Here is a 22,485-nt window from a genome sequence, read left to right on the forward strand (position 1 = left end):
GCACAATCCTGTTACGCTAGCACTATCGGCACGCACTGCGGTGCGCCGGTTCCCCCAACGTTTACTAGGAGGCATTCATGCGCGTAGACATCTACCGCCGGGCCGAGCACGACGGCATTTTTTCCTACCTCGCCGTGCCGGAAGGAAAGATCATTCCTGAAGAGGTGACCAATACCGACTGGCAACTCGAAGTACGCGCCAGCGAAGTGGCCGACGATGCCGAGATCTTGCCCGACTACCATATCGAACAGCCGCACCAGCAGATCGCCGCCAAGGGTTACGCGATCACGGGCCTGAAAGACATGTAAACGAAAAAAGCCAAACCAGCATGTCTGCAGTTTGGCTTTGTTGTCTGCGCCGGGCGGTGCCGGTCAGTATTCGACCGCCACCTCTTGCGCACCCAGCATTTGCTCCAGTGCCATCTGCAATTCATCCGATGGCGCCACTTTCCACTCGTCCCCGAACTGCAGCACGCAACTGACGCCTTGCGGGCTGACCCGCGCAGCGATCGGCAAGCCCGTCTCGGCCCGGTGCGGCAGGATCACGTCACGGATACGCTTGGCATCCAGCGTGGCCGGCAAGGTCAGGCCCAACTGGCGGCCATACTGCACGCGCGCGGCGATGATGTCGAAGGCGCTCTCGGCCGTAATGCGCAAGCCACCCGAAAAACGGTCTTCCGACACCTTGCCCACGACGGCGAGGAATTCATCTTCCTTGAAGATTTTCCGGTTGGCATCGAACAATTCGCCATACACGGTCACTTCCACCGTACCGCTCTTGTCGTCCAGGGTGACGATGAGTATCTTGCCGCGCTGCGTCATCTGCGTGCGCAAGCCCGTGATGACGCCCGCCATCATGCGCGGTTCGCGCGACGGCGACAATTCAGACAGTTTCGTGCGCGCAAAACGGCGCGCCTCGGGCGCATACGAATCGAACAGGTGGCCGGACAGGTAAAAGCCCAGGGCGATCTTTTCTTCCGTCAGGCGCTGCTTGTCACTCCACACGGGCACTTTGACGTACTCGGGCGGCGCCACCATGTCGCTGTCGTCGCCGCCGAACAGGCTCACCTGATTCGCCGCCTTGGCGGCCTGATCGGCGCATTCCATGGCGAACGCCACGGATGCGAGCAGGATGGCGCGGTCGACCTTCAGACAGTCGAAGGCACCGCTGCGTATCAGGGACTCGATGGTGCGGCGGTTAATTTGCTTTTTATCCACGCGCTTGCAGAAATCGAACAGGCTGGTGAAGGGTCCGCCCGCTTCGCGCGCGGCGATGATGGCTTCGATGGCGTTCTGGCCGGAACCCTTCACGGCGCCGAGGCCATAGCGGATCTGCGTGACTTTCTTGCCGCTCACGGACGGCGCCGCGCCGCTCGGCGTGAAGCGGTAGTCCGATTCGTTGATATCCGGCGGCAACAAGGTCAGCTTGCAGATTTCCAGCGAGTCTTCCACCAGGATCTTGATCTTGTCCGTGTCATCCATGGCCAGCGACAAGTTGGCGGCCATGAAGGCGGCCGTGTGGTGCGCCTTCAAATACGCCGTGTGGTACGACAGCAAGGCGTAGGCGGCGGCGTGCGATTTGTTGAAACCGTAACCGGCGAACTTTTCCATCAAGTCGAAGATCTCGTCGGCCTTGGCGGCCGTCAAGCCATCCTTGGCCGCACCGGCACGGAAGATCTCGCGGTGCTCGGCCATCTCTTCGGCCTTCTTTTTACCCATGGCGCGGCGCAGCATGTCGGCGCCGCCCAGCGAGTAGCCGCCGACGATCTGCGCCATCTGCATCACCTGCTCCTGATACACCATGATGCCGTAGGTTTCGGACAGAATCGCTTCCGTGCGCGGATCGGGGTAATCGAAGCGTTCGCCGTGCTTGCGCTTGCAGAAGTCGGGGATCAGGTCCATCGGGCCCGGACGGTACAGGGCCACGAGCGCGATAATGTCTTCGAAACGGTCGGGACGCGCGTCTTTCAGCATGCCCTGCATGCCGCGCGACTCGAGCTGGAACACGGCCACGGTCTTGGCCTTGGTCAGCAAGTCATACGACGGCTTGTCGTTCAGCGGCAAGGTGGCCAGGTCGAAATCGGCTTGCGCGGGATCGAGCTGCTTGATGTAGCGTACGGCGCGGTCGAGGATGGTGAGCGTAGTCAGACCCAAAAAGTCGAACTTCACGAGGCCGACGGCCTCCACGTCATCCTTGTCGTACTGCGACACGACGCCCGAGTCGCCACCCTGCGTGTACAGCGGGCAAAAGTCTGTCAGCTTGCCGGGGGCGATCAGCACGCCCCCCGCGTGCATGCCGATATTGCGCGTGATGCCTTCGACTTGCTGCGCCAGCTCCAGCAACTGCTTGACCTCTTCCTCGTTTTCCAGCCGCTCCTTGAGCAACGGCTCTTCCTCGATGGCGTCGGCGATCGACACGGGTTTGCCCGGCTTGAACGGGATCAGCTTCGAGATGCCGTCGCAGAAGTTGTAGCCGAAGTCCATCACGCGGCCCACGTCGCGGATCGCGCCCTTGGCGGCCATGGTACCGAAGGTGGCGATCTGCGAGACGGCCTCCTTGCCATACAAATCCTTGACGTGCTGGATGACGCGGTCGCGCCCTTCCTGGCAAAAGTCGATATCGAAGTCGGGCATCGAGACGCGTTCGGGATTGAGAAAACGCTCGAACAGCAGGTTGTATTGCAATGGATCCAGATCGGTAATGAGCAGCGAATACGCCACCAGCGAACCGGCACCCGAACCGCGGCCCGGACCGACGGGTACGCCGTTTTCCTTGGCCCACTGGATAAACTCGGCCACGATGAGGAAGTAGCCGGGGAATTTCATGTTGCAAATCGTGTCCGTCTCGAATTTCAAGCGCGACTCGTAGCGCGGGCGCTCCTTTTCACGGCGCTCGGGATCGGGATACAGCTGCAATAGCCGTTTTTCCAGGCCCGCCTGCGATTCGGCAACGAGGAACTCGTCGATCGTCATGCCGGGCGGCGTGGGGAAGTTCGGCAGTTGTGGCTTGCCCAGGGTCAAGGTCAGGTTGCAGCGCTTGGCGATTTCCACGGAATTGGCCAATGCGACCGGCAAGTCGGCGAACAATTCCGCCATGTCCGCCTGCGACAGGAAGCGCTGGCTGTCATTGAAGCGCTTCACGCGCTTGGCGTTGGCCAGCATTTCGCCTTCGGCGATACAGGTGCGGGCTTCGTGGGCAATAAATTCCTCTGGGGAAATAAATTGCACGGGATGCGTGGCGACCACGGGTAAACCGAGCTTGGCCGCCAGCGCCACCGCATGGCGCACCTGCGCTTCCTGGTTGGCCTGGCCGCCGCGCTGGATTTCGACATAGAAGTGGCCGGGGAAAATCTCGGCCCAGCGCTGGGCGTTGCGTTCGGCCAAGGCCAGGTTGCCATTCTCGATAGCAATGCCAACATCGCCGAAATGCGCGCCGGACAGGGCGATCAAGCCATTCGCCGCGCTTTCGCCCGGGTACAGGTCATAGGTATTCGTCGCCAGCGCCTGCAGCCACTCGGTGCGCAGCTCCGCACGTCCCTTGTACTGGTTGGTCAGCCAGGCCATCGACAGCAGTTCGCACAGTTGCAAATAGCCCATGCGATTCTTCGCCAGCAACAGCAAACGCGACGGTTTTTCGCGGTTGTCGTCATTCGTGATCCACACGTCGACCCCGACGATGGGCTTGATGCCCTTGCCGCGCGCTTCCTTGTAAAACTTGACCATGCCAAACAGGTTCGACAAGTCGGTGACGGCCAGCGCCACCTGCTTGTCCTTCGCCGCCGCCTTGACCACGTCGTCGATGCGCACCAGGCCATCGACGATCGAGTACTCCGAGTGCACGCGCAAGTGGACGAAGGCGGGACCGGCCTGCACCGCTTGCTGTGAACCTGCCGGAGCGCCGGCCTCTTGCATTACCATTTCCATCCTGTGTACCGTTTCGTGCAAAATTCAATGGGGTCTATTCTACCGCGTCGCGCGTGCGGACCGGGTATCCGGCCTGGCCCGTCGGGCTTATAATATCGGCTGTTCAGTCTAAGCCGATCGCCATCATGCAAGCCATCACCACAGCAACACCCGCCGTTTCCGCCGCTGTCAACCCGCTGGCCGTCACGTTTGTCAATATCGCCGCGTATAAATTCATCACGCTCGACGATACGGAAGCCATGCGTCCCCTGTATCAGGAGCAATGCCTGGCGCTGGAACTGAAGGGCACCATCCTGCTGACACCGGAAGGCATCAATATGTTCCTGTCGGGCACGCGTGAGCATATCGACAGCTTCCTCGCCTGGGTCCGCAGCGACGAGCGTCTGGCCGATCTGGAATGGAAGGAAAGCTTGTCGAACGAGCAATCGCACAAGCGCATGCTGGTCAAGCTAAAAAAAGAAATCATCACCATGCGCATGCCGCTGATCAAGCCGGAACTGGGCCGCGCCCCGTCCGTCGATGCGCACACGCTCAAGCGCTGGCTCGACGCCGGCGTCGACGACGCGGGCAAACCCGTGGTGATGATGGAAACGCGCAACGCCTTCGAGGTGGACGTGGGCACGTTCAACAACACGCTCGATTACCGTATCGACAAGTTTACGGAATTCCCGGCCGTTGCCGCCGCGCACAAGGAAGAACTGGAAGGCAAGACCGTCGTCACCTTCTGCACGGGCGGCATCCGCTGCGAAAAGGCCGCCATCCACATGAAGGAAATCGGCTACGACAGCGTGTACCAGCTCGACGGCGGCATCCTGAAATATTTCGAGGAAGTGGGCGGCGAGCACTATACGGGCGACTGTTTCGTGTTCGACTACCGCACGGCCCTGAACCCGAAACTGGAACCGACGGAAACGGTGCAATGCTTCGTCTGCCGCGCCGTCGTCACGCCGCGCCAGCAACTGGCGCCGGAATACGTGTATGAGGTGTCTTGCCCGCATTGCCACGATAAAACGATGCCGTGATGTGCTTCTGATGTCGCCATTTCCCAGGCGACATCCTTAAAAAATCAATTTCACAATGGCAATTGATCAGCATTTTTTCTGCCAGGCTTGGCAGTGTCCAGGCGGCTCAAAAAGCAAACAAATGTAACAATATTGGATTTGTTTGCCATTCTCATAAACACTGGCGTCCCCTGCCTCAGTGAGTCATGCGAAAGATTCAACCGGCGGCGGCTTCGTGCCGACCTGCCCCCATGCGGCTTGCCTATGGAAAAAGAACAACATACCTTGCGGAAAGCGTTGACCAGGACGTGCCCAAACTACTGCAAACATGGCAATTTAGGGGGTTCTGAATTATAATCAAGAGTTAAGGATTGATTGATTTTTTCAGTTATTAACATCATGAAATATACGCATCTTGGATAGACAGATTCTCGTTGCCTATTATTTTTAAAGAAATGAATTAAGCAGTACCTCTTATTTGTATTTTTTTGCACAGGAAGCTCAGATGATTTTAGTGACAGGTGGTGCGGGCTTTATCGGATCGAATTTTGTTCTGGATTGGCTCGCGCAAAGTAATGAACCGGTAATTAATCTGGATAAGCTGACGTATGCAGGAAATCTGAATAACTTGCTGGCGGTACAAAACGACCCGCGTCACATGTTTGTCAAAGGCGACATCAATGACAGCGCCTTGCTGGCGCAGTTATTGGCACAGCATAAGCCACGCGCCATCGTGCATTTCGCGGCGGAGAGCCATGTCGATCGTTCGATTCATGGACCAGCAGAATTCATCAGCACCAATATCAATGGCACCTTCAGCCTGCTGGAAGCAGTGCGAGTCCATTGGCAAGCACTGCCTGAAGCAGAACGCGCGGCATTCCGCTTCCTGCATGTCTCGACCGATGAGGTATACGGAACACTGGGCCCGGACGATGCGCCGTTTACAGAAACCACACCTTATGCGCCCAACAGCCCTTACTCGGCAACAAAGGCAGCCTCGGACCATTTGGTGCGCTCCTATCATCACACCTATGGCTTGCCGACGCTGACCACCAATTGCTCGAATAATTATGGCTCTTACCACTTCCCGGAAAAGCTGATTCCCCTGATTATTGCCAACGCACGCGCAGGCAAGTCCTTGCCTATCTATGGCGATGGCCAGCAGGTGCGCGACTGGTTGTATGTCAGCGATCACTGCACGGCCATTCGACGGGTACTGGAAAGCGGACGCACGGGAGAGACCTACAATATCGGCGGCTGGAACGAAAAAGCCAATCTCGACGTCGTCCATACCCTGTGCGACATCCTCGATGAACTGCAACCGAAGACAACTGGCGGCAGCTATCGCGAACAAATCAGCTATGTTGCCGACAGGCCAGGTCATGATCGCCGCTATGCCATCGATGCGCGCAAAATTGAGCGCGAACTGGGCTGGAAGCCTTCAGAAACCTTCGATACGGGCATCCGCAAGACGGTGCAGTGGTATCTGGACAACGATGCATGGGTGCGCGACGTCCAGTCCGGCGCCTACCTGACGTGGCTTGAAAAAAATTATACGGCCCGCGCCGAACAGAATACGGAGGCTTGATGGAAGCCAAACTGGCTCGCAAGGGCATTATCCTGGCTGGGGGGTCCGGCACACGCCTGTATCCCGTGACCATGTCGGTCTCGAAACAACTGTTGCCCGTGTACGACAAGCCGATGATTTACTATCCGCTGACAACGTTGATGCTGGCGGGAATACGCGACATCCTGATCATTTCCACGCCCGCCGATACGCCCCGTTTCCGGGAGTTGCTTGGTGACGGCAGCCAATGGGGGATTAACCTGAGCTATGCGGTACAGCCATCACCCGATGGTCTGGCACAGGCGTTCATCATCGGCCGCGAGTTCCTGGGCGATGCGCCCTCGGCATTAATCCTGGGCGACAATATTTATTATGGCCATGATTTCGAATCGAGCTTGTCTGCCGCTTCCGAGCGCACCGACGGCGCGACCGTATTTGCCTATCATGTGCAAGATCCGGAGCGCTATGGCGTGGTGGAATTCGACGCCAATCAGCAAGCCATCAGTATCGAAGAAAAGCCTTTGCAGCCAAAGTCGAATTATGCCGTCACCGGCCTGTATTTTTACGACAAGGACATTGCCGATATCGCTGCATCGATCAAGCCGTCCGCCCGGGGCGAACTTGAAATTACCGATGTCAACCGCGTCTATTTGAAGCGCGGCACGCTCAAGGTGGAACGCATGGGCCGCGGCATGGCTTGGCTCGATACGGGGACGCACGAGTCACTGCTCGAAGCGGGCCAGTTTATTGCCACCATCGAACATCGCCAGGGCTTGAAAGTTGCCTGCCCTGAGGAAATTGCTTACCGCAAAGGCTACATTACTGCCACCCAGTTGGAACAACTGGCCCAACCGCTGAAAAAGAACGGTTACGGACAATACTTGTTACGCCTGTTGAATGATACGATTTTTTAAGCTATGCAAATTCAAACCACTGCCATTCCCGACGTATTGATTCTCGAACCCAACGTATTTGGCGATGACCGGGGCTTTTTTTACGAAAGCTTCAACCAGCAGCGCTTTGCCGACTTGACGGGTATTGCAGACAATTTCGTCCAGGATAACCACTCCAAGTCCAGCAAGAATGTCCTGCGCGGCCTGCACTATCAGATCCAGCAACCGCAAGGCAAGCTAGTGCGCGTTACCGCAGGCGCAGTCTTTGACGTCGCGGTGGACTTGCGCGCCAGCTCGGCCACATTCGGGCAATGGGTCGGTGTCACGCTGTCGGCCGAGAACAAGCGCCAGCTCTGGATTCCGGAAGGCTTTGCGCATGGTTTCATCGTCCTGAGCGAGTCGGCCGAGTTCCTCTATAAAACGACCGATTACTGGGCGCCTGAATTCGAACGCAGCATACTCTGGAACGACCCGGCTCTAGGCATCACCTGGCCAGGCGATGGCGAGCCCATGCTGTCGAGCAAAGACCAGCTGGGCAAACTGCTGGCGGACGCCGAGGTGTTCGCGTGAAAATCCTCATCACCGGAAAAAATGGCCAGGTCGGCTATGAGCTGGAACGCAGCCTGCAGGGCATCGGTCATATTATCGCTGTCGACCGCAGCGAGATGGACTTGAGCGACCTGGATCAGGTACGCGACGTTATCCGCAAAATCCAGCCAAACCTGATCATCAATCCTGCCGCCTACACGGCTGTCGACAAGGCCGAGACCGACGAGGAACTGGCCATGCGTGTGAACGCGCAGGCGCCGGGCATCATGGCGGAGGAAGCCGCACGGCTGGGCGCAGCCCTCATCCATTACAGCACCGATTATGTGTTTGACGGCACGGCCACGACACCCTACGTGGAAACGGCCGCCACCAATCCGCTCAACATCTATGGCAAGAGCAAGCTGGCAGGCGAACAAGCCATCGCCGCCTCGGGTGCAGCGCACCTGATCTTGCGTACCAGTTGGGTATATGGCACGCGCGGCAAGAACTTCCTGTTGACCGTGCAACGTCTGGCGCAGGACCGCAGCGAACTGCGCATTGTCGGCGACCAGACCGGTTCGCCCACTTGGTGCCGCACGATTGCCGACGTGACGGCGCACATCGTCAGCCAGTCGCGCACCGGCGACCATGGCTGGTGGCGGGAAAATGGCGGACTGTATCACCTGACGTCGCAAGGCAGCACCTCCTGGGCCGGCTTCACGGAAGAAATCCTGCGCAACACCCCGCCGGCCGCACCTGTACACGTTCAAGCCATCGCCACGACCGATTATCCCTTGCCCGCCAGGCGCCCCATGTATTCTCTGCTCTCTTGCGCCAAGCTGATCGACCGCTTTGGTCCCTTACCACAATGGGACGCCGCTTTAAGGTTGTGTCAATCCTGACTCTGCCCCTGCCTAACGCTCGTCGGCTCAGCGGCCTCCGGCATCGCATACTCCAATTACTCATATCATGGTTAACCATAGCTATAAAGATACTTTATCCAAAGCAAAGATTCTGGTCGTCGGCGATGTTATGCTCGACCGCTACTGGTTTGGACAAGTCAATCGCATTTCCCCGGAAGCACCGGTTCCCATCGCGAAGATTTCCCATCGCGAAGACCGCGCGGGCGGCGCGGCCAACGTGGCGCGTAATATTTCCAGCCTGGGCGGCCAGGCGACGTTACTTTCAGTCATAGGCCAGGACGAGGCAGGCGATACTCTGGAAAGCTTACTCAAAGAAAATGACGTCAATACACAGCTATATCGAGATAGCAATATTTCCACGACTGTGAAATTGCGCGTGCTGTCTCGTCAACAGCAATTGCTGCGCATTGATTTCGAGGAAATTCCTACGGACGAGATTTTGACGAACAAGCTCGAAATCTACTCCAAGCTGGTCAGCGAACATGATCTGGTGATTCTGTCCGACTATGGCAAGGGATGCCTGCGCTATGCGGAAAAAATGATTGTTGCCGCGCGTGCGCTGGGCAAGCCGGTCCTCGTCGACCCCAAGGGTAGCGATTATAGCCATTACAAGGGAGCGACGCTGCTCACACCTAACCGCATGGAATTCCAGGCCGTGGCGGGCAACTGGTCCGACGAAGCCGCGCTGACCCAAAAAGCCCAGGCGCTGCGCCAGGAGCTCCAGCTCGACGCGCTGCTGGTAACGCGCAGCGAAGAAGGCATGTCCCTTTACCAGAAGGACGAGGTCTTGCACCAGCCCACGGTTGCGCGCCAGGTTTTTGACGTCTCCGGCGCCGGAGATACCGTGATCGGCACGCTCGGCCTGATGCTGGCGGCCGGGTATGGCTATGAAGAAGCTATCAGCATCGCCAACCGCGCGGCCGGCATCGTTGTCGGCAAGCTGGGCACGGCAGTGGTAAGCCAAGAAGAACTGTTCTGCTAGGAGAAAGTATGTATATCGTTGTAACAGGTGCTGCAGGACTCATTGGTTCCAATATCGTCAAAGCGCTCAATGCGCGTGGCCATCGCCAAATCATCGCAGTTGACAACTTGACGCGCGGCGATAAATTCCGCAATCTGGTCGATTGCGATATCAGCGACTACATCGACAAGACGGAGTTCTTGAGCAAGCTGGCCAGCCCTGCATACGCAGGAAAGATCAGCGCCGTCTTTCACCAGGGTGCCTGTTCCGACACCATGGAGACGGATGGCAAATACATGATGGAAAACAATTTCCGTTATTCGCTGGCCTTGCTCGATTACTGCCAAGAAAATAAAGTTCCCTTCCTGTATGCATCCAGCGCTTCGGTGTATGGCACGGGCAGCATCTTCAAGGAAGAGCGCGAGTTTGAAAAGCCATTGAATATCTATGGCTATTCGAAATTCCTGTTCGACCAGATCGTACGCGAACGCATGGCCGACCTGACTTCCCAGGTGGTCGGATTCCGCTACTTTAACGTCTATGGCCCCCGCGAGGAGCACAAGCAACGCATGGCATCGGTGGCATTCCACCACTACCATCAATACCGCGAACATGGCAAGGTCAAGCTGTTTGAAGGCCGCGATGGCTATGCCGATGGCGGGCAGTTGCGCGACTTCGTTTCCGTCGAGGATGTCGTCAAGGTGAATCTGTGGTTCCTGGATCACCCGCAACAGTCCGGCATTTTCAATCTGGGTACCGGACAATCGCAGCCGTTCAATGACATCGCCGTCGCTGCCGTCAACACTTGCCGCGAACTCGATGCGCTGGCGCCACTGACCCGTGAAGACATGGTGGCACAAGGCATGTTGGAATACATCAAGTTTCCCGATGCATTGATCGGCAAGTATCAATCCTTTACCCAGGCAGATATCTCGCGCCTGCGGGCAGCCGGCTATGACGCACCGTTCTACTCCGTCTCGGAGGGAGTGAGCAGGTACATCCGGAACTGGCTGCACGCCCGATGAGATTATCTTGCTAAAGAACATACTAAAGAACTCGATACTCACAGCATTAATACGGGGTGCCTCATTTGGCGTGCGGATATTCGCTCTCCTGATTGCGGCGCGCTATTCGGAACCGGCATATTTTGCCACGACTGCCCTGTTCTTTACGGTTGCCGAAATTGGACGCCTGCTGGCCGATTTCGGCATCGATACGTACACCATGCGCGAGTATGCATCGCATCGCAACAAGGCGGTGCTGCGTCAGACGATAGGTGCGGCGATGAGCGCCAAGCTGGTGCTGGGTTTGCTGGTGGCCATCGCCAGCACGGTCGTCATGCTGCATTTGCGGCCTGGCGAGCTTGGCTCGACCTTGCCCTTTGCGCTCATGGTCATGTCGCCGCTGCTGATGAACTTGCCGATCAATTTTTTTATCGCCAAGATGCGCGGGCGCCATATCGCGCCGTTCGTGGCCATGGCGGGCTTGTTGTCACTCGGTGTTTTTTATGGTTTGTTCACGTTTGCCAGCAATCCGGCGCTGGCATTCTTTTCCATTCCTGCGGCCGAAGCCCTGGTTGGCCTGTTCCTGATTGCGAAGGTGCCCGTCATGCGCGGTAGCCTGGCCTGCCTGAATTTCCCGGGCATGCTGAAACTGCTGAAAATGACCTTGCCGATTGCCGCCGCGACCATCCTGGGCATCACCTATGGACGCATGGATGTGTTTTTCCTGGAGAAATTCCGTAGCGCTGAAGAACTGGGACTCTATGCGTTTGCCGTGCGTCTGGTGGAACCGTTTCAATTTATTGCGGGCGCATTGGCCGTCAATGCCTATGGCCATATCGCCAGCTCGTTGAAAACCTCGGTGGCGGCGGCATCGGCAGTAAATGCCCGTTACCGCAAAGTCATGGCCCTGTACGCTGGCTTGGCCCTGTTGGCAGTACTGCTGTTGGCGAATGTCCTGTTGCTGTATACGTTTAAACAATATGCTGCCGCGCAAGCGATGCTGAATGTGATCGGATGTATCTTGATTTTCAAGTGCGGCAACTTGATCAGTACCGCTGCCATCCAGGCGCATGGGAAGTATAAATTCATCACCTCGGTCGCGGTCTGGAACTTTACCTTCCTGTCCGTTGCGATGCTGCTGCTGGTACCCCGCTTCGGTGCTTATGGCGCCTTGTTTTCGATACTGGCAATGGAATCGCTTAATTTTCTTATTCAAAATATTCTTTTAAGAAAATTACAAAAGAGCAATAATAGAGATGATTAAAAATACCGCTATCCGTACTTTCATGGTCTTGAGCGTCCTCCTGGGCCTGCTCTGCGCGCGCATCCTGGCGCTGCTGGCGCGCCGGCAGCCCCATGCCGGCTTGCGCCTGCTCGTCGTGCGCCTGGACCAGACCTTGGGCGACAGTGCCATGAATTCGCCCTTGCTGCGCGAACTGAGGCGTGCCTATCCGGATGCCGACATCACCCTGATCGTACATCCGCGCATCCAGGCGATGGTCCAGCATTGTCCGTACGTCAACCATATCACGACGTACGACTGGGGCAGTTCGCTGCCGAAAAGCTTGTTGATACGGCACTGGTTGAGCCTCAAGTTCTGCTGGACCCACTTCCGTTTGCAACAGCCGGATATTGCCATCGTCCCGCGCTTTGACGAAGATCATCATGCGGGCTTCATCGCCCTCTTCAGCGGGGCAAAGCGGCGCATCGCCTATACGGAAAAAGCGACGCAACGCAAGCAGGTGCTCAATGCCGGCTTTGACATGTTGTACACTGACATCCTGCCTGCGCTTGGCCTGAAGCATGAAGTCGAACGCAATCTCGATATCGTGCGCCACCTGGGTTTTCAGCCGGCCGATACGGCACTGGAATTCTGGGGTGCCGCACAGGACGATGCCTATGCACAACAGCTCCTCAAGGAGCACGTCCCCGCTGGCAGCATGCTCATCGGCCTGGGCCTGTCCGGCGGCTATTCCATCCTGAAGCGCTGGCCCCTGCAGTATTATGTGGAACTGGCTAGCCTGTTACAAGAAAAACACACGGAGCGGGAACTCACTATTTTGCTCGTCGGCGGCAAGGATGACACGGCTTTGGGCGCGCAATTCGAAGCGAATTTCCCCGGCAAAGTCGTCAATATGATCGCAAAGACCAGCATCGCGCAGATGGCGGCCTTGCTCAGGCACTGTGATCGCTTCATCGGCAATGATTCTGGCGCCATGCACATCGCGGCAGCGTCAAACATCAATGTCACCGGCATATTTGGCTCAAGCTGCCATCATCGTTTCAGTGCTTGGGGACAACGCTGCCAGTCAGTCTCGCTGGAACTGGAGTGCGGCCCCTGCGGGCGTGGCCACATAATAGATCGTTGCAATACCTGCATTTATGCTTCACCAAAATGCATGGATGATTTATTGCCACTGGCGATCATGAAGGCGATATACAAATGATCATATTCCTGTGCCTGATAAATTATCTGTTGATCCTGTTTTCAGTTTACATTTTTTGCGTTAAAAATGGGACTATCAGCCTGAACGGATTTTTCTTCTTTTCCGTCGGCTATGCCTACTATTGGCTGACGCCTTATTTCCTATCGTCTTTGTTAGGTTCGACGGCGCCGGAAGAATTGCAGATAGTCATTGAGCGCTTTGTTTCGATTACCGATGAAACCAGCCTGACATACCTGGTATTGTCCTTTCTGTTTTATGCCATCTTCACGTTTTTTTATTACGTCAGCTTCAATGGCAAGTCGCCGCGCAAGCCGATCACTCAAAAATCGGAACGGGCCATACGTTTCTGGTCAGTCATGAGCTGCCTTGGCATTGGCTTGGCAGCGTTGATGGCCATCCCCATCAAGCATTATTTCTTTACAGGCTATGACGCTGCATTATTTGAAAACTACCAGGATGGCGTGGTGCAGGATGCTTTGCCACGTGGAACGTTCATCGCGTCCACCTCGATTCTGTTTTCCATGGCATTCATGCGCGCGGTCATGAAGCATGGACATATGCAAAAGATATTGCCTGTATTGACCGATCCATTCATGCTTGCGTACTATTTCTTTGCGATTCTGGCGCTCTCTTTGGGTGGACGCCTGTATTTTGCAACCAATATGCTCACTGTAATTATCTTCTTCTCGACCTACTTTTCCTGGCGAGTAAAGCTCAGCGAATTTTTCGTGTTGGGGTTGGCAGGTATCGGCAGTGCGGCAATGTGGGGGGTATTGAGGGCAGGCAGCGATTTTTCGCTGTTCAACATGGCGTTGAATCTTGCGCAGGAACCGTTGCTCACCTCTATTTCATCTTTTTCGTTCTTAACCAGCGGAAAGCTTCCATTAATCAATTTCCCGTCGTTTCTGATCAGTGATTTCATTAACCTGATTCCTTCGGTCATCTTCCCGGGGAAGATTAACTATCTGCTCAATCCGCTAAATTTTGGCTATGACTTCGCCATGCCGCTCGGCGGCCTGCATGTTTTCGTATCACTACTGATTAATTTTGGCATCACTGGCGCTGCCGTATTTTTTGCGGCGGTTGGCTATTTGATGGGAAATTACCGGAAAACCGTCAGCACTCAGAAAATAGTAATCTATAGCCTGATCTGTGCCTGCATGACATTCACGTTCAACCGCGATCCATTTTCCGTATCAATCGTGAAGAATATTTTCGAAAATTCTTTCCTGATTCCTTTTATTCTCTATTCAATTCAAAAGAAATTTTTCAAATAAAATGTTACAAAAATTCATAACAGAACATATCGAACTATTCCAGCGCCTGCCGCAAATTGAGAATGAAATTATCAAGATTGCCGACGTCTGCAGCACCGCAATCAGCAACAAGCGCAAAGTCATTTTCTGTGGCAACGGTGGTTCCGCTGCCGACGCGCAGCACATTTCCGCCGAGCTGGTCGGTCGTCTGGTGGACGACCGCCGTGCGCTGGCGGCAATTTCGCTGACGACGGATACCTCTGCCCTCACTTGTATCGCCAATGACTATGGCTATGATCACGTATTTTCACGGCAACTGGCCGGCGTAGGTCAGCCCGGTGATGTGCTGATCGCTATTTCCACGTCGGGTAATTCGCAAAACATCATGAATGCGGTCGACATGGCAAAGACGATGGGCATTGAAACCGCCGGCTGGCTTGGCAAAGATGGCGGCAAACTGGCCGGCATGGTCGATATTCCGATGATCGTGCCAAGCAATGTCACGGCACGCATTCAAGAAGCACATATCTTCATCGGGCACACCATCTGTGCCATGATCGAAAAAAACCTGGGTTACGGCAAATGGGAGTCCGCATGAACAAACATATCTTGATCACCGGTGGCGCCGGCTTCATTGGCACCAATCTGAGCCGCAAATTGCTGGCCGACGGCTATCGCATCTCCGTGCTGGACAATCTGTCGCCGCAAATTCACGGCCCCTACCCGCAACTCGATGAAGCCATGCTGCGCGACGGCCGCATCCATTTCATTCGCGCCGATGTGCGCCAGTCCGGCGTGCTCGAGCAAGCCTTGCAAACGGTCGACACGGTCGTCCATCTGGCGGCCGAAACAGGTACCCGCGCAATCGATGTACCAGATCGCCCACTACAATGAAGTCAATACGCAGGCGACCGCGCAATTGCTCGACATCCTGGCGAACAAACCGAATACGGTGAAAAAGATCGTTCTCGCTTCGTCGCGCTCGATTTATGGCGAAGGCGCGTATGCCTGCCCGACCCATGGCACGGTCTATCCGGGTGCCCGCAGTGCGGCACAGCTGAAAAACCACCAATGGGATCCGCTCTGCCCCGCCTGCAAGGGCCCATTGCGCGCCATTCCGACGCCGGAAACAGCGCGCCCCAGCCCGGCGTCCATCTATGCCGCAACCAAGTACGCGCAAGAAGACCTGATCCGTATTGCTGGCGACTCGCTCGGCATCAGCACCGCCATCCTGCGCTTCCAGAACGTCTACGGCGCAGGGCAGTCGCTGAACAATCCGTACACCGGCATCCTGTCCATTTTCTCGACCCGCATCAGGCGCGGCATGAGCTTGCCTATTTTCGAGGACGGCCTGGAAAGCCGCGATTTCGTGCACGTCAACGACATCGTGCAAGCGATTCAGCTGGCCATGGAAAGCGACGCCGCCAGCGGCGCCACGCTCAACGTCGGCGCCGGCGAACCGACCTCGGTGCTCGACATCGCCAATCTGCTCGTCGATGCCTTGGGCGGCACCGTCCGTCCGGAAGTGACCGGCCAGTATCGCCTGGGCGACATCCGCCATTGCTACGCCGATTTGAGCCAGATCAAGGCGACCTTGAACTTCACGCCGCAGGTGTCGCTGGCGCGCGGTATCGAGGAATTCGCTGCCTGGGTCAGCTCCCAGCCCTTGCCGGAAGACGGCCTGGACAAGGCAAATGAAGAGCTGAAAAAACGTAAGATGATGTCATGAGTCTGCGCACCACCTTGTATGCCGATCTGGCCAGGCAATATTTCTATGCCGGCCAGCCGGACCGGCAACCGACTTTCGGACGCCTGCTGCTGACGTCTTTCTCGCCGCGTTTCATGCCGGTGGTGCTGTTTCGGCTGTCTCACTGGTTTTTCCAGAAGCGTTTGTCGCCGCTGGCAAAGCTGGCGTCCCTGATTAATTTCGTCGTCTTCGGCCTGGAAATTGCCGTCCGCTGCGAAATCGGACCAGGCCTGTATTTCCCGCATACGCAGGGCACGGTCATCGGCGCCCTGCGCATCGGCATGAATGCAACGATTTACCATAACGTCACGTTTGGCGCCCGCGAGATCGATATCGGCTACCACGACACTTCGCGCCCGGTGGTCGGCGACAATGTGATCGTCGGCTCCGGCGCCAAGGTACTCGGTGCCGTCGTCCTCGGTGACAACGTACGCGTCGGCGCCAACGCGGTGGTTCTCAAGGATGTGGCATCTGGCTTGACCGTGGTCGGCATTCCCGCCGCACCCATCTAAATAATTGATTGATTAAGTACAGTGGAAAATTTTTTTAACGGGAAAAAAATCCTGTTTATCGCCCCGGCTTTTTTTGGGTATGAACGCGAAATAAAGAAACGGCTCGAAGAGCTGGGAGCGCACGTCGACTATCACGACGATCGTCCGTCCACCAGCGCCTGGTCGAAGTTCGCCATCCGTGTCATGCCGCGTACGCAACAGCAGGCGATTCACCGCTATTTTTCAGTTCTGCTCGATAGCAACCACGGCAATTACGACTTTGTGTTCATCATCAAGATGGAATGCATGCCGGCCGATATCCTGCAAGCCTTGCGCGAAAAAAATGCGAAGGCCAAGTTCATTTACTATTCGTATGACTCGGTGAAAAACAATGGCAATTTCCGGCAATCCGTCGGTCAGTTCGACAGCGCGTTTACCTTCGATGACCAGGATGCCCAGACGATTCCCGGCATCCGCCTGCGGCCGCTGTTTTTCCTGAACGAATACCGCGACCTGCCGCGCACGGAGATCGGCTATAACGTCACCTTTATCGGCACGGCGCACAGCGACCGCTATGCGCTGGTGAAGAAGATCAGCGCCGCGCTACCACCCAATGGCAAGCCGAATTTCTTTTTCCTGTTCATTCCCAGCATCGTGATCTATCGCTTGAAAAAGCTGTTCGTGCCAGCTTTCTTCAAATCGAAAATCTCCGAATTTTCCTTTGCGCCGATGAACAAGGCGCAGGTGATGGCAGCCATCGCCAAGTCGAATGTCATTCTTGATTTCCAGCATCCGAATCAGATCGGCCTGACGATGCGCACTATCGAAATGGTGGGCGCCCGAAAGAAATTGATCACGACGAATCAAAATGTCAGGAAGTACGATTTTTATCGGCCGGAAAACATCGCCGTGATCGACAGGGAAACGCCCCAGATCGATCCGGCATTCCTGACCACGCCGTATGTCGACCTGCCTGCCGCGCTGTATGACAAATACTCGATCGACGGCTGGCTGCGCGACGTGTTTTCGGTGGCGCCATGAGTACCAGCCAGACCATCCTGGTGACCGGCGCCACGGGTTTTGTGGGACGCCGGCTCTGCAGCCACCTGGCCGGGCATGGCCACCGCGTGGTCGCCCTGGTGCGTGACGGCGGCCGCGCCATCCCTGGCGTGGCGCAGGAAGTGCGCATCGCCGATTTCGCCAACCTCGACGCGCTCGACACGGTGCTGCCACAGTGCGATGTCGTGATCCACCTGGCCGGCCGCGCCCACGTGATGCACGATACCGCCGCCGATCCGCTTGGCGAATTTCGCCGCGTGAATGTCGGGCTGACCAGGCGCTTGCTGGAACGCGCAGCCGATGCGCGCGTCAAGCGCTTTGTCTTTGTCAGTTCGATCGGCGTCAATGGAAACCGCAATATCACGCCCTTTTCGGAACAAGACACGCTGGCGCCGCATGACCTGTATGCCATCAGCAAGCTGGAAGCCGAACAGCTGGTGCAAGACATGGCACAACAATGCGGCATGGAGTATGCCATCGTACGGCCAGTACTGGTCTACGGACCGGAAGCCCCCGGCAACTTCGGCATCCTGCTCAGGCTCGCCGCAAAAGGCTGGCCGCTGCCGTTCGGGCGCCTGCAGTCGAAACGCAACCTGATCAGCGTGTGGAACCTGGCCGATTTCCTGCGCACCTGCGCAACTTGCCCGCAAGCGCTGCACGACGTTTTTCTGGCGGCGGATGCGCAAACGGTGACCCTGCCCGAAATTTTCCGCCATCTGGCCATCGGCATGGGCAAGACCGCGCGCCTGCTGGCCATTCCCAGGTCATTGCTTGTGCTGGCCTGCACCTTGGTTGGCAAGCGTCAGATGCTTGACAAGCTCGACGCCGGATTGACTGTCGATATCGCCAAGGCACAACGGCAACTGGGATGGCAAGCGCCCTACACAACGGCCGAGGCCCTGATTAAAACTGGTAAGGAATACACACACACATCATGAAACGACTATTCGACCTCCTGCTGGCCCTGATGGCGACCGTCATCCTCGCATTGCCGCTGCTCATCGTCGCCCTGACAGTACGCCTGACCTCCCCAGGTCCTGTCCTGTATTGGTCGGATCGCGTGGGCCAACGCAACCGTATTTTCAAGATGCCAAAATTTCGCACGATGCGTATCGGCACACCGGCAGTAGCCACCCACCTGCTGCAGAATCCCGCGCAATTTCTCACGCCCGTCGGCTCCTTCCTGCGCAAGTCGAGCCTCGATGAACTGCCGCAACTGTGGAGCATCCTTGTCAACGACATGAGTTTTGTCGGACCGCGGCCTGCCCTGTTCAATCAGGATGACCTGATCGCCTTGCGCACGGAACACGGCGTCGACCGGTTGCTGCCGGGCTTGACGGGCTGGGCCCAGATCAATGGCCGCGACGACTTGCCCATTCCACAAAAAGTGCAACTCGATCTGGCATACCTGAAACAGCAGTCCCTGGCACTGGATATCAAAATCATCTTTTTGACGTTCCTGAAAGTGATCAAACGCGACGGCGTCACACACTGACACGACCTGCCGCGCCTCTGCGCGGCAGGTGTATTTAACCTAGCTCTCTCTGTCTACCATGCCTGAATTCGAAAAAAAAATCGCCTCCCTGGAACAGCTGAAACAACGCGTTGCGGCCCTTCCCAAGCCAGTCGTCATGACCAACGGCGTGTTCGACATCCTGCACCGCGGGCATGTAACCTATCTGGCACAGGCACGGGCCTTGGGCGGCTCGCTGGTCGTGGCGGCAAATACCGACGCCTCCGTCAAGCGCCTGAACAAGGGAGATGACCGCCCGCTGAATGCCTGCCCGGACCGCATGGCGGTGCTGGCAGCGCTCGAATCGGTCAGCCTGGTCGTGGCATTCGAGGACGATACCGCGTTACAAGTCGTCTGCGAGGCCCATCCCGATATTTACGTCAAGGGCGGGGATTACCAGATGGAGGCCATTCCAGAAGGGCAGGCAGTGCTCGCCTATGGAGGGCAGGCGGTGGCAATCGACTTCCAGCATGACCGCTCGACCTCCAAGCTGCTGGCCAAGGTGCGCAGCCAGGCGCCAGGCTAAGTAGGTCGTGGGAAATTATTGTGATTTCTGACTTCCATAACCGGCGCTCTGTGGTGTTGCCCGCTGCTAGCAGTGCTCGCACTGCGTCGCAGCGGGCGCCTTGCAGAGCATCCGGCTCTGTTCGTCATAACTTCACAATAATTTCCCACGACCTACTTAGCAGGCAGGCGCGCCATGTTTTCAGCCATTCCATTAACATGCACGCCAGTGTGATTGCAAATACCGCAAGAATTTTTCCTTGCCTGGTTTGACAATCACCATACTTTTTTTGAATTTATCCGGTGAAGAATATTCATCGAAAGTTTTTTAACATCAAGCGTATCAAATCCACCCTTTCTTACCTTGATGTTTACATCGATAATACTTCTGACATATGCCATGCGCGGATATTGCGCAGAAAAAAACAGGCTTATCGAGTCGAATCACAATAATTTTTAGCCAAACAATGAAATCCATTCTTGATTTATCTCGGTTCCATAAGCAGATGATCGCGGCAACGGCAGATTTAATTCTTCTGCCGATTACGTTCTGCATCGCCATCCTGCTACGCTACGATTCGGTCAATACGGCTCTGTTCATGAGTTATCTGTACCTGATCGTCGCTGTGCCGCTCATTTCTCTGCCCATATTTATACGACTGGGCCTATACCGGGCGGTGATACGCTTCATCGATCAGAAAATCATTTTCTCGGTCATTCTCGGTGTCACGATTTCAGTGGCCCTGCTGGTCGCGCTGGCGGCCTTCATGACCCACATGGTCGGCATGTCGCGCGGCGTGTTCGGCATTTACTGGATCAGTGCCATCGCTTACGTGGTGGCCAGCCGCTTCCTGGCGCGCGGCTTCCTGTTACACCCAAGCAAACGCCAGGGCATGGTGCGGGTGGCCATCTATGGGGCCGGCAGGGCTGGCACGCAACTGGCCAGCGCCTTGCGTGCCGGCCATGACTACCTGCCCGTGGCCTTCATTGACGACAACAGCGAACTGAATGGCATTACCATTTCTGGCATGAAGGTGTACGGCACCGCCGACTTGTCCGATGTGATCGCCCGTACCAGCATCAGCGAAATCCTGCTGGCCATGCCGTCCATTTCAAAAAACCGGCAAAAGCGCATCCTCGACAAGCTCGAGCCTTTAAAAGTGCATATCAAAGTCACGCCTCCGGTGGAAAGTCTGGTCAGCGGCGAGCTGCGCCTCCAGGATATCCGCAACATCGAAATTGAAGACTTGCTGGGACGCGACCAGGTCACGCCAGACGCCGGGCTGATTGCCGCCTGCATTACCGGCAAATGCGTCATGGTCAGCGGTGCGGGGGGCTCGATCGGTTCCGAGCTGTGCCGTCAGATCGTTACCTTGCGTCCGACACGCCTGATCCTGCTGGAGATGTCGGAATTTGCCCTATATTCCATCAAACAGGAATTGCTGGGAATAAAGTCGTCCCAAGGATTGCATTTTGATTTACTGCCTTTTCTCGGTAGCGTGCTCGACACTGAAAAATGCAAAAAAATCATGACGACCTACGTCGTCGATACGGTGTACCACGCGGCTGCCTACAAGCACGTGCCGCTGGTCGAGCATAACCCGATCGAAGGCGTGCGCAACAATGTGTTCGGAACCTTAAGCATCGCCAACGCGGCCATTGCCAGCGGCGTCAAATGCTTCGTGCTCATTTCCACGGACAAGGCCGTGCGACCGACCAATGTCATGGGCTCGACCAAGCGTCTGGCCGAGCTGATTTTGCAGGCATTCGCCCGCAACCAGAAGCACACCCGCTTCTGCATGGTTCGCTTCGGCAACGTCCTGGGATCGTCCGGCTCCGTCGTGCCCCTCTTCCGCAAACAGATCGAAGCGGGTGGCCCCATTACCCTGACGCATCCTGAAATCACGCGCTACTTCATGACCATCCCTGAAGCGGCGCAACTGGTATTGCAGGCGGGCGCCATGGGAGAAGGCGGCGATGTCTTCGTGCTGGACATGGGCGAACCGGTCAAGATCATCGACCTTGCGGAACGGATGATCCATCTCAGCGGCCTGGAAGTGCGCAGCAAGACAGCGCCGGATGGCATTGCCATTGAACATGTAGGCTTGCGTCCAGGTGAAAAACTATATGAGGAATTGCTGATCGGCGACAATGTCGAAGGAACCAGCCACCCGCTGATCATGCGGGCCCAGGAATCTGAAATTGCCTGGGCCGAATTGCACGCCATGCTGAAAGAAATGGATCGCGCCTGCAGCCAGTTCGACTACGAAGGGGTCCGTACCTCACTACGCACCATCATCAAGGAATACAGCCCGCAATGTGGCATTGAAGACTTTATCTGGCTGGAGCAGCGTACGCAACAGTCTCGTCCATTGCAGGAAACCCCTGGCGCATCCGTCATGTTGTAACACTGGCAAGGCTGGCTGGCGCAAACTCCGGATCGCGCCAGACAGTGAGGCTATACAAACTGTCACAATTAGGCACGGCGCAGCAGAATTGAAACGCTATAATATAAAGAATTGCGCGTTGTTTAGCCATCATGACAACGTTACTCTTCGCCTGGCAGACATCGACCTAACAAAGGCAAGCTCAGGTGGAATCAGCACCATGCGCCTCGCCCCAGATATAAACCACATACTTGAAACTCCTGCAGCAAGCATTTATTAAA

Annotated in this window: 21 protein-coding genes; 20 read left to right on the top strand and 1 reads right to left on the bottom strand. The window is 56.3% G+C overall.

What is annotated here, in order from left to right; all coding sequences use genetic code 11:
- The first annotated feature begins 77 nt into the window (after window positions 1–77).
- A complete protein-coding gene (locus tag C8C92_RS23875; protein WP_071075660.1) occupies window positions 78–308 on the top strand; it encodes a DUF6139 family protein in 231 nt (76 codons plus the stop codon).
- 63 nt (window positions 309–371) lie between these two features.
- Here C8C92_RS23875 and dnaE read toward each other — a convergent pair whose 3' ends face one another.
- Window positions 372–3,911, bottom strand: coding sequence for a DNA polymerase III subunit alpha (gene dnaE, locus C8C92_RS23880; protein WP_243420342.1), 3,540 nt, complete (start codon window positions 3,909–3,911; stop codon window positions 372–374).
- Between the two features lie 137 nt (window positions 3,912–4,048).
- Here dnaE and C8C92_RS23885 point away from each other — a divergent pair, with 137 nt between their 5' ends.
- The 19 genes from C8C92_RS23885 (at window position 4,049) to C8C92_RS23970 (ending at window position 22,225) form a co-directional block, all read left to right on the top strand.
- On the top strand, window positions 4,049–4,945 hold the full coding sequence (locus C8C92_RS23885; protein ID WP_165829532.1) for a sulfurtransferase: 897 nt from the start codon (window positions 4,049–4,051) through the stop codon (window positions 4,943–4,945).
- A 484-nt stretch (window positions 4,946–5,429) separates the two neighbouring features.
- Window positions 5,430–6,512, top strand: a complete 1,083-nt coding sequence (gene rfbB / locus C8C92_RS23890) for a dTDP-glucose 4,6-dehydratase (protein WP_099762311.1) — start codon at window positions 5,430–5,432, stop codon at window positions 6,510–6,512.
- Window positions 6,512–7,405, top strand: a complete 894-nt coding sequence (gene rfbA / locus C8C92_RS23895; RefSeq protein WP_099762310.1) for a glucose-1-phosphate thymidylyltransferase RfbA — start codon at window positions 6,512–6,514, stop codon at window positions 7,403–7,405. Before rfbB ends, rfbA begins: the two co-directional genes overlap by 1 nt.
- Window positions 7,406–7,408: 3 nt before the next feature.
- On the top strand, window positions 7,409–7,954 hold the full coding sequence (gene rfbC / locus C8C92_RS23900; protein WP_099762309.1) for a dTDP-4-dehydrorhamnose 3,5-epimerase: 546 nt from the start codon (window positions 7,409–7,411) through the stop codon (window positions 7,952–7,954).
- On the top strand, window positions 7,951–8,814 hold the full coding sequence (gene rfbD / locus C8C92_RS23905; RefSeq protein ID WP_099762308.1) for a dTDP-4-dehydrorhamnose reductase: 864 nt from the start codon (window positions 7,951–7,953) through the stop codon (window positions 8,812–8,814). Before rfbC ends, rfbD begins: the two co-directional genes overlap by 4 nt.
- A 67-nt stretch (window positions 8,815–8,881) precedes the next feature.
- Window positions 8,882–9,817: a D-glycero-beta-D-manno-heptose-7-phosphate kinase gene (rfaE1, locus tag C8C92_RS23910; protein WP_099762307.1), complete on the top strand. Its 936-nt coding sequence runs from the start codon at window positions 8,882–8,884 to the stop codon at window positions 9,815–9,817.
- 8 nt (window positions 9,818–9,825) lie between these two features.
- Window positions 9,826–10,821: an ADP-glyceromanno-heptose 6-epimerase gene (gene rfaD, locus C8C92_RS23915; protein WP_099762306.1), complete on the top strand. Its 996-nt coding sequence runs from the start codon at window positions 9,826–9,828 to the stop codon at window positions 10,819–10,821.
- A gap of 7 nt (window positions 10,822–10,828) precedes the next feature.
- Window positions 10,829–12,064, top strand: coding sequence for an oligosaccharide flippase family protein (locus C8C92_RS23920; RefSeq protein WP_165829533.1), 1,236 nt, complete (start codon window positions 10,829–10,831; stop codon window positions 12,062–12,064).
- Window positions 12,057–13,247 carry a glycosyltransferase family 9 protein gene (locus tag C8C92_RS23925; protein WP_116745418.1) on the top strand — a complete coding sequence of 397 codons (1,191 nt, stop codon included), beginning with the start codon at window positions 12,057–12,059 and terminating at the stop codon, window positions 13,245–13,247. The genes C8C92_RS23920 and C8C92_RS23925 overlap by 8 nt, the downstream gene beginning before the upstream one ends.
- Complete coding sequence (locus C8C92_RS23930; protein ID WP_116745419.1) at window positions 13,244–14,524, top strand: O-antigen polymerase; 1,281 nt, start codon at window positions 13,244–13,246, stop codon at window positions 14,522–14,524. Before C8C92_RS23925 ends, C8C92_RS23930 begins: the two co-directional genes overlap by 4 nt.
- A 1-nt stretch (window position 14,525) precedes the next feature.
- Entirely contained in the window at window positions 14,526–15,101 is a 576-nt protein-coding gene (locus C8C92_RS23935; RefSeq protein ID WP_099762302.1) for a D-sedoheptulose 7-phosphate isomerase, read from the top strand.
- On the top strand, window positions 15,098–15,397 hold the full coding sequence (locus C8C92_RS28015) for an SDR family NAD(P)-dependent oxidoreductase (protein WP_279340947.1): 300 nt from the start codon (window positions 15,098–15,100) through the stop codon (window positions 15,395–15,397). Before C8C92_RS23935 ends, C8C92_RS28015 begins: the two co-directional genes overlap by 4 nt.
- Window positions 15,372–16,232, top strand: coding sequence for an NAD-dependent epimerase/dehydratase family protein (locus C8C92_RS23940; RefSeq protein WP_279340948.1), 861 nt, complete (start codon window positions 15,372–15,374; stop codon window positions 16,230–16,232). The genes C8C92_RS28015 and C8C92_RS23940 overlap by 26 nt, the downstream gene beginning before the upstream one ends.
- Entirely contained in the window at window positions 16,229–16,762 is a 534-nt protein-coding gene (locus C8C92_RS23945; protein ID WP_099762300.1) for a serine acetyltransferase, read from the top strand. The genes C8C92_RS23940 and C8C92_RS23945 overlap by 4 nt, the downstream gene beginning before the upstream one ends.
- A 21-nt stretch (window positions 16,763–16,783) precedes the next feature.
- Complete coding sequence (locus tag C8C92_RS23950) at window positions 16,784–17,782, top strand: hypothetical protein (RefSeq protein ID WP_099762299.1); 999 nt, start codon at window positions 16,784–16,786, stop codon at window positions 17,780–17,782.
- Window positions 17,779–18,738 carry an NAD-dependent epimerase/dehydratase family protein gene (locus C8C92_RS23955; RefSeq protein ID WP_099762298.1) on the top strand — a complete coding sequence of 320 codons (960 nt, stop codon included), beginning with the start codon at window positions 17,779–17,781 and terminating at the stop codon, window positions 18,736–18,738. The genes C8C92_RS23950 and C8C92_RS23955 overlap by 4 nt, the downstream gene beginning before the upstream one ends.
- Window positions 18,735–19,295, top strand: coding sequence for a sugar transferase (locus C8C92_RS23960; protein WP_099762297.1), 561 nt, complete (start codon window positions 18,735–18,737; stop codon window positions 19,293–19,295). Before C8C92_RS23955 ends, C8C92_RS23960 begins: the two co-directional genes overlap by 4 nt.
- 58 nt (window positions 19,296–19,353) lie before the next feature.
- A complete protein-coding gene (rfaE2, locus tag C8C92_RS23965; protein ID WP_099762296.1) occupies window positions 19,354–19,839 on the top strand; it encodes a D-glycero-beta-D-manno-heptose 1-phosphate adenylyltransferase in 486 nt (161 codons plus the stop codon).
- A gap of 445 nt (window positions 19,840–20,284) precedes the next feature.
- Window positions 20,285–22,225: a nucleoside-diphosphate sugar epimerase/dehydratase gene (locus tag C8C92_RS23970; RefSeq protein WP_099762295.1), complete on the top strand. Its 1,941-nt coding sequence runs from the start codon at window positions 20,285–20,287 to the stop codon at window positions 22,223–22,225.
- Window positions 22,226–22,485: the final 260 nt, after the last annotated feature.

The organism is Janthinobacterium sp. 78, from assembly GCF_003096775.1.
Classification (GTDB): Bacteria; Pseudomonadota; Gammaproteobacteria; order Burkholderiales; family Burkholderiaceae_D; genus Janthinobacterium; species Janthinobacterium tructae.

Excerpts from the sequence above, each read along its gene's own strand:
- C8C92_RS23960 (WP_099762297.1), top strand. The coding sequence starts at position 18,735 with ATGAAACGACTATTCGACCTCCTGCTGGCCCTGATGGCGACCGTCATC.
- C8C92_RS23970 (WP_099762295.1), top strand. The coding sequence starts at position 20,285 with ATGAAATCCATTCTTGATTTATCTCGGTTCCATAAGCAGATGATCGCG.
- rfaE1 (WP_099762307.1), top strand. The coding sequence starts at position 8,882 with ATGGTTAACCATAGCTATAAAGATACTTTATCCAAAGCAAAGATTCTG.
- dnaE (WP_243420342.1), bottom strand. The coding sequence starts at position 3,911 with ATGCAAGAGGCCGGCGCTCCGGCAGGTTCACAGCAAGCGGTGCAGGCC.
- C8C92_RS23955 (WP_099762298.1), top strand. The coding sequence starts at position 17,779 with ATGAGTACCAGCCAGACCATCCTGGTGACCGGCGCCACGGGTTTTGTG.
- rfbA (WP_099762310.1), top strand. The coding sequence starts at position 6,512 with ATGGAAGCCAAACTGGCTCGCAAGGGCATTATCCTGGCTGGGGGGTCC.
- C8C92_RS23875 (WP_071075660.1), top strand. The coding sequence starts at position 78 with ATGCGCGTAGACATCTACCGCCGGGCCGAGCACGACGGCATTTTTTCC.
- C8C92_RS23885 (WP_165829532.1), top strand. The coding sequence starts at position 4,049 with ATGCAAGCCATCACCACAGCAACACCCGCCGTTTCCGCCGCTGTCAAC.
- C8C92_RS28015 (WP_279340947.1), top strand. The coding sequence starts at position 15,098 with ATGAACAAACATATCTTGATCACCGGTGGCGCCGGCTTCATTGGCACC.
- rfbB (WP_099762311.1), top strand. The coding sequence starts at position 5,430 with ATGATTTTAGTGACAGGTGGTGCGGGCTTTATCGGATCGAATTTTGTT.
- rfaE2 (WP_099762296.1), top strand. The coding sequence starts at position 19,354 with ATGCCTGAATTCGAAAAAAAAATCGCCTCCCTGGAACAGCTGAAACAA.
- C8C92_RS23940 (WP_279340948.1), top strand. The coding sequence starts at position 15,372 with ATGTACCAGATCGCCCACTACAATGAAGTCAATACGCAGGCGACCGCG.
- C8C92_RS23930 (WP_116745419.1), top strand. The coding sequence starts at position 13,244 with ATGATCATATTCCTGTGCCTGATAAATTATCTGTTGATCCTGTTTTCA.
- C8C92_RS23925 (WP_116745418.1), top strand. The coding sequence starts at position 12,057 with ATGATTAAAAATACCGCTATCCGTACTTTCATGGTCTTGAGCGTCCTC.
- rfbC (WP_099762309.1), top strand. The coding sequence starts at position 7,409 with ATGCAAATTCAAACCACTGCCATTCCCGACGTATTGATTCTCGAACCC.
- C8C92_RS23935 (WP_099762302.1), top strand. The coding sequence starts at position 14,526 with ATGTTACAAAAATTCATAACAGAACATATCGAACTATTCCAGCGCCTG.
- rfaD (WP_099762306.1), top strand. The coding sequence starts at position 9,826 with ATGTATATCGTTGTAACAGGTGCTGCAGGACTCATTGGTTCCAATATC.
- C8C92_RS23945 (WP_099762300.1), top strand. The coding sequence starts at position 16,229 with ATGAGTCTGCGCACCACCTTGTATGCCGATCTGGCCAGGCAATATTTC.